This window comes from Methylomagnum sp., from assembly GCF_054333355.1.
This window is the reverse complement of the sequence record NZ_JBTEKS010000311.1, coordinates 1-5,268: the sequence shown is the minus strand read 5'-3', so window position 1 is coordinate 5,268 and position 5,268 is coordinate 1. Positions and strand designations below refer to the sequence as shown.

General features: G+C 54.9%; 4 protein-coding genes and 1 pseudogene. 4 read left to right on the top strand and 1 reads right to left on the bottom strand.

Annotated features, from left to right (window positions below; all coding sequences use genetic code 11):
- A pseudogene (locus tag ACXWUF_RS17995) lies at positions 1-350 on the bottom strand (hypothetical protein); the annotation flags it as partial.
- A 511-nt stretch (positions 351-861) separates the two neighbouring features.
- Here ACXWUF_RS17995 and ACXWUF_RS17990 point away from each other — a divergent pair.
- The 4 genes from ACXWUF_RS17990 (at position 862) to ACXWUF_RS17975 (ending at position 5,187) form a co-directional block, all read left to right on the top strand.
- Positions 862-2,463, top strand: coding sequence for a right-handed parallel beta-helix repeat-containing protein (locus ACXWUF_RS17990; protein WP_458497089.1), 1,602 nt, complete (start codon positions 862-864; stop codon positions 2,461-2,463).
- A gap of 143 nt (positions 2,464-2,606) precedes the next feature.
- Positions 2,607-3,392, top strand: a complete 786-nt coding sequence (locus ACXWUF_RS17985) for an ABC transporter permease (protein WP_458497090.1) — start codon at positions 2,607-2,609, stop codon at positions 3,390-3,392.
- A complete protein-coding gene (locus tag ACXWUF_RS17980) occupies positions 3,299-4,198 on the top strand; it encodes an ABC transporter ATP-binding protein (RefSeq protein ID WP_458497091.1) in 900 nt (299 codons plus the stop codon). The genes ACXWUF_RS17985 and ACXWUF_RS17980 overlap by 94 nt, the downstream gene beginning before the upstream one ends.
- 257 nt (positions 4,199-4,455) lie before the next feature.
- Positions 4,456-5,187, top strand: a complete 732-nt coding sequence (locus ACXWUF_RS17975) for a glycosyltransferase family 2 protein (RefSeq protein ID WP_458503334.1) — start codon at positions 4,456-4,458, stop codon at positions 5,185-5,187.
- Positions 5,188-5,268: the final 81 nt, after the last annotated feature.

The window sequence follows — 5,268 nt, the reverse complement described above, 5'->3', positions numbered from 1 at the left end:
CGGGCGAAGGCGATGGCCGCCGCCCGGCCGATGCCGGAATCGCCGCCGGTCACCAGGGCCTTCCGGCCCAGCAGCCTGCCGGAACCCTGATAGCTGGTTTCGCCGTGGTCGGGGCGAGGCGTCATCTTACCGGCGAGGCCCGGCGGGTCCTGGGGCTGCTTGGGAAAGGGCGGGTGAGGATATTGGGTGACGGGGTTCCGCATGACGGCCTGATCTGGCGGGCGCGGCCCACCCCCAAGGGGCGAGGCGGCCTGTCCGAGGGCCGGGGCGGCGGCGGCGGCGACGAGGCCGGTGGTGATTCCGCCGAGCATCTGGCGGCGTGGGAGGCTAAAGCTTGGTTTGGGGTCCATCCTGAATCTCCTGATAACGACGGTTACGTGATTCCCTATTCCATTTTCTGCGCCGGGCAATCCCGCGATGTCCGCTTGGCCCCCTCTACCTGTGAGAGGGCTGTGGGAGGGAGAGGAAACCACATGGCGCGATTGCCCCGGATTTCCCTGGGCGGAACCGCCCTTCCGGCACGGCGGCGGCCCTTCGGTGTTAGACCCGGGCGTCGGGCCGGACGCGTAGGGGCATTTACTGGGGGGGCGACTCGCGGGCCTGGAATCGCCACCGATCCGCCAGGCTTGCGGGCCAAAGCCAGTTAATCCTCAACGAGGCGGGCCGGTCCGCTTGTCCAACCCATCATCAATGTGCCGAGCGCCCGCCATGCCCAACCCCACGTCGAGCCAATCAGCCCATCGCCCCGGCCCCACCCGCGCTTTCGCCGGTTTGCGATGGCTGGCCCGCCTCGCTCAAGGCTGTGCGATATGCCTCCTCACGGCCTTCCTGAATCCTGTGGTCGGCAACCCGCCCCTTCCCATGAGCGACGTGTACGACCGGATTCTCAACGGGAATCTTCCCGCCCTGAAATTGGGGCCGGACCATGCCGTGGGCACGCTCGCCGGTAAGACGCAGGTGTTCCAGCGGGCCGACGGCTTGGGCCTAAGCCTCAGAACCTTGCTCGACTTCGGCAGAAATGCCGGCCTGGAAATCGACAGCCTGCTTAAGCAGAGAAACCAGCCCGATACCTGCCTTCGGAATATTGTTTACAAGGGAAAACTGTTATCCAAGCTCAATAAGAAACTCAAAAACAATGCGTGCATTGATGTGCTATCGGTGGGATTGATCGCGGACGAGCCGCTTCGCATCAGGAATCATCATCAGCTTCATATAAATTTTGGAAAGACGCGCCTCAAAGCAGGCGAAGCCGCCTTTTCTAAAAATTATCATACCGCCGCCATCAGCATCGATAATTCCAAGGACATTTCCGTATCTGGTGGGATATTCAAGGGTCTCGAACCATTCGTCATATCCGCCTCAGCGCGGGTTTCCATTGTGAGGACGGAAATCATTGATGCGCCAGGATATGGAATCATCGTGGCCCCGGCCAACAGCCGCATCTTGATCGCTGACGCCGTTATCACCCGGCCCAATGCCTCAGGGATAACGGTCTTGGGAAAATCGACCGACGTGCTGATTCACGGCAACAAGGTCTCCGGGGGGCGCGGCACGAGCAACCAACACGCCGGAATCCTGGTCACGGATCGCCGTATCTATAGCCAGATTGGCGGTGTCAATTTTTTGCTGGCCCAGGGAGTATCCAGTGACGGGAAACCAGTATTCCATTTCGCGCCGGAAGACCCGGTCCGAAACCGGACGCCAGCGAACCGGGTTTACTTAATCGGCAACGAAATCAGGGACGGCCTCGCCAACGGGATTTACCTCGACGGTGCCATACTGACTTATGCCAGGAGAAACTTAGTCCATGGCAATAGCAAGGAGGGCGTTTGCCTGGATAACGGATCGGCGGGCAACATTATTTTCGGTAATGAAGTGTCCGCGAATGGGAAGCGCTGGGGCCAACGCGATTTGGACCTTGAGATGGATTTCGTGGCCGCGTTTGGCAAAGACGCTGACGGGGACTCCAATGCGAAACTCCCGGGGGTTTCCATCGACAACGCGGCATTCAATATTGTGGCGAATAATTATATTTCTGGAAACTACGGGAGCGGCGTAAAAATGGTCAGAACCGCCTTTTACAATATCCTTGGCGGCAATCGAATCGAATCAAATAACGCTGGCGCGAACGATAAGTTCTTTTTCTTCGGCATTGAATTGGGAAGCGCGCCCGCCGACGCGCCCGCCAGTGATCTCGATTTCACGCCCAGCCAGGGCAACGTCATTTATCAGAACGTCATTACCGGTGGCCACCACGCGGGGATTCAGTTTTGCCGGGATTGTGATTTCAATGACATATTCGACAATCTCATCGTCGGGCCTGAGGTTTGGGCCATTGAGCAAACCAGCCCCACGGGTAGAAACGAATTCCTCAATAACTTTTCCCTAGCCCCTTCCCGGAATGCCAATCTGAATGGCGCGTCCGGGAAAATATTGACTGGCGGCACCGGGCAGTTTGATTGAACCGGCGGGACGCATCCAATGTAACAGCGACAAAAGTAAGCTTTAAATAATTAACTAGCCCGTTAATTAATTGGCACAAATTTCCCTTGCGCCTGATAGTATGGTACGTTCACCAGCATATTTTCCAATGGATGGAAAACGCTATGTTGGAGTCGGCGGTTCGGGATTTCAGGGAAGGCATTTCCGATTGGCCCTTGTGGCACGCGCTTTCACTTCAGGACATCCGGGGACGGTATCGGCGCTCAGCGCTCGGCCCCTGGTGGTTGACCATCGGCCTTGCCGTCACCGTCACTGCGATGGGGCCGCTATACGGTGCGCTGTTCGATTTCGATCCCCATGAATTCATTCCCTATCTGGCCTTGGGCCTGCTGTTCTGGGGGTTCATTTCCAATCAACTCAACGATTACGGTGAAGCCTTCATCGGATCGTCTCATTACCTCCGCCAAACACGGCTGCCCTTATTCATTTTCATACTGCGTGTTTGTTGGCGGCATATCCTGCTACTGGCCCATAACTCGGTAATCATCCCGATTTTATGGGCGCTGGGTCTTCTGACCTTTAATGAATCGGTCTTCTTTTGGATTCCAGCCTTCCTGTTGGTGGTGGCAAACCTGCTCTGGCTAGGTATATTGCTGGCTATGCTTTGTACCCGTTTTAGGGATATGCAGCCGGTCATCAACCATTTGATTACCTTGGGGTTCTTCATCACCCCCATCATTTGGAAATCCGGTCAGTTGGCCCCTAGCCGATTTTATATGCTCGAATGGAACCCGTTCTATTATCTGCTTGAAATGCTGAGAATGCCGCTGCTCGGCCAGACGCCGGGAGCCTCGCTATGGATCACTACCCTAGCAATGGCCATTTTCGGTTGGTTATTGGCGGCTGGTTTATTAGCCAAATATCGGAACCACATCACCTATTGGTTATGACTTATTTTTCACGGACAAGCACCGCACGGACTGAAACCATTGAACCCGTCAAATCTCAACGGGAAACCATCCAGGGCGTTGAGAGCAATCAAATCATGGGTGTGAATTTGCGGAATGTTTCGATCCGCCTGCCCATTTTCGATACCAAGGCCCGCTCTTTCAAAAGGACAATACTCAATGCCGCGGTTGGCGGTCGATTGTGCGCCGCAAACAACATCACTTATGTCGAAGCGCTCCGCGATATTACGTTGTCGGCGGAAACGGGAGATCGAATCGCTTTGATGGGCCATAACGGCAGCGGCAAAACGACATTGTTGCGGGTTATTGCCGGGGTATATCACCCTCACCAGGGACAGGTTGAGGTGACAGGAAAAGTGACCAGCCTGCTCGACAACATGTTGGGTATGGACGGCGACGCCACGGGCTTTGAGAATATCAAGCTGAGGGGTTTTTCGCTTGGCCTGAAACCCCAGGAGATTGGCCGATTTAAGGAGGACATCGCCGAATTCAGCGAATTGGGCGATTTCCTGCATATGCCCTTGCGCACGTACTCAAGCGGCATGGTGCTACGGCTGGCGTTTTCCATCTGCACCTGCCTTGAGCCGGAAATCCTGTTGATGGACGAATGGCTGAGTACCGGCGATCAATGTTTCAGCCGTAAGGCGGAGGCCCGCTTATTGGATTTTGTGGATAAGGCCGGGATTCTGATTTTGGCTAGCCATGACAGGGAATTGATCGAACGGGTATGTACCCGCAAGATTTATTTGGAACGTGGGGAGATCATTCAGATTGAAGATATTGGTTAGGATTTAGCGGATAAGCTCGGCTTTCATGATTCAGGCAGGGAATTCGTGAAAGAAGGGGTAGGTCATGCCCATAGATGATTTATACGCCAAAATTGAGTTATTTGAATGAAAATATAGATACCTCTGCTGGTAAAGCGACATTTTGCTCCCTCTCCCTACGGGAGAGGGTTGGGGTTGGGGTGAGGGCGATCAAATGAAGCCTTCTTTCTACCGCTATCTATAATTAATTCTGTCCGGTTAATAAGAGGGCATTAAAAATGGAAGATGGTCATAGGGTATTGCAAAAAATTATTTGGCCCCATATTGCTATCAATGCCCCGGAGGCCATGTATTTTCGGGCACATCCCCGCGAGGTTTGGCTGCATCAGACTGAGGAAGGGATGCGCTATTTGCCGGAGGTGTCGGCCAGCGGCGTGCATACTTTGGAATTCAGCACTTTTTTCGGCGCTTTTTCGCTTTCGACCTGGTGTGGACCGGCAGCCATCGACAGGATTACTCTGGATATTCGGCTCTCCGGCAAGGCGCTGTTAAGAGTTTGGCGAGAAAATGGTTTCGAGCCGCGTGTGCTAGTCACCGAGCAAGCCATAGAAAGCGCTGGGGGCAGTATGCTGGTGTCCATCAATGCGCTCCATGGACAACGGGGCATTCTGTATCCTCAATTCGAAGCGAGGGGGACCGGCTTTCAGCTCATGGGGCTGCGTTATTTGACCCCGGAACCGCCGAAAATTGAACCACGGTTGGCTGTCATCATGCCGACGTTCAAACGGGAAGCCTATGTCCGCCGCAATATCGAACTGCTAAGTCGAGAGGTATTGGGGCGCTGTTCTGGACAGGTCGAATTATTCGTGATTGATAATGGGCGGACATTAAGCCTCAAGTCCCTGCCGGGGGCTAGCGTCATTCCCAACAATAATTATGGGGGCGCGGGCGGTTTCGCTCGGGGCGTGTTGGAGGGGTCAGCTCACGAAACGGAAAATATCGTACGTTAAGGAATCGAAGTCATTGTTTGCCAAGGCTTCACGCAGCTCCTCACGGCCCCACCTGTCCGGTTGGGGCATACCCTAGCCTTA

Bases quoted from the DNA above. Each gene is read 5' to 3' on its own strand.
- ACXWUF_RS17980 (WP_458497091.1), top strand. From the start codon at position 3,299: ATGGATCACTACCCTAGCAATGGCCATTTTCGGTTGGTTATTGGCGGC.
- ACXWUF_RS17975 (WP_458503334.1), top strand. From the start codon at position 4,456: ATGGAAGATGGTCATAGGGTATTGCAAAAAATTATTTGGCCCCATATT.
- ACXWUF_RS17990 (WP_458497089.1), top strand. From the start codon at position 862: ATGAGCGACGTGTACGACCGGATTCTCAACGGGAATCTTCCCGCCCTG.
- ACXWUF_RS17985 (WP_458497090.1), top strand. From the start codon at position 2,607: ATGTTGGAGTCGGCGGTTCGGGATTTCAGGGAAGGCATTTCCGATTGG.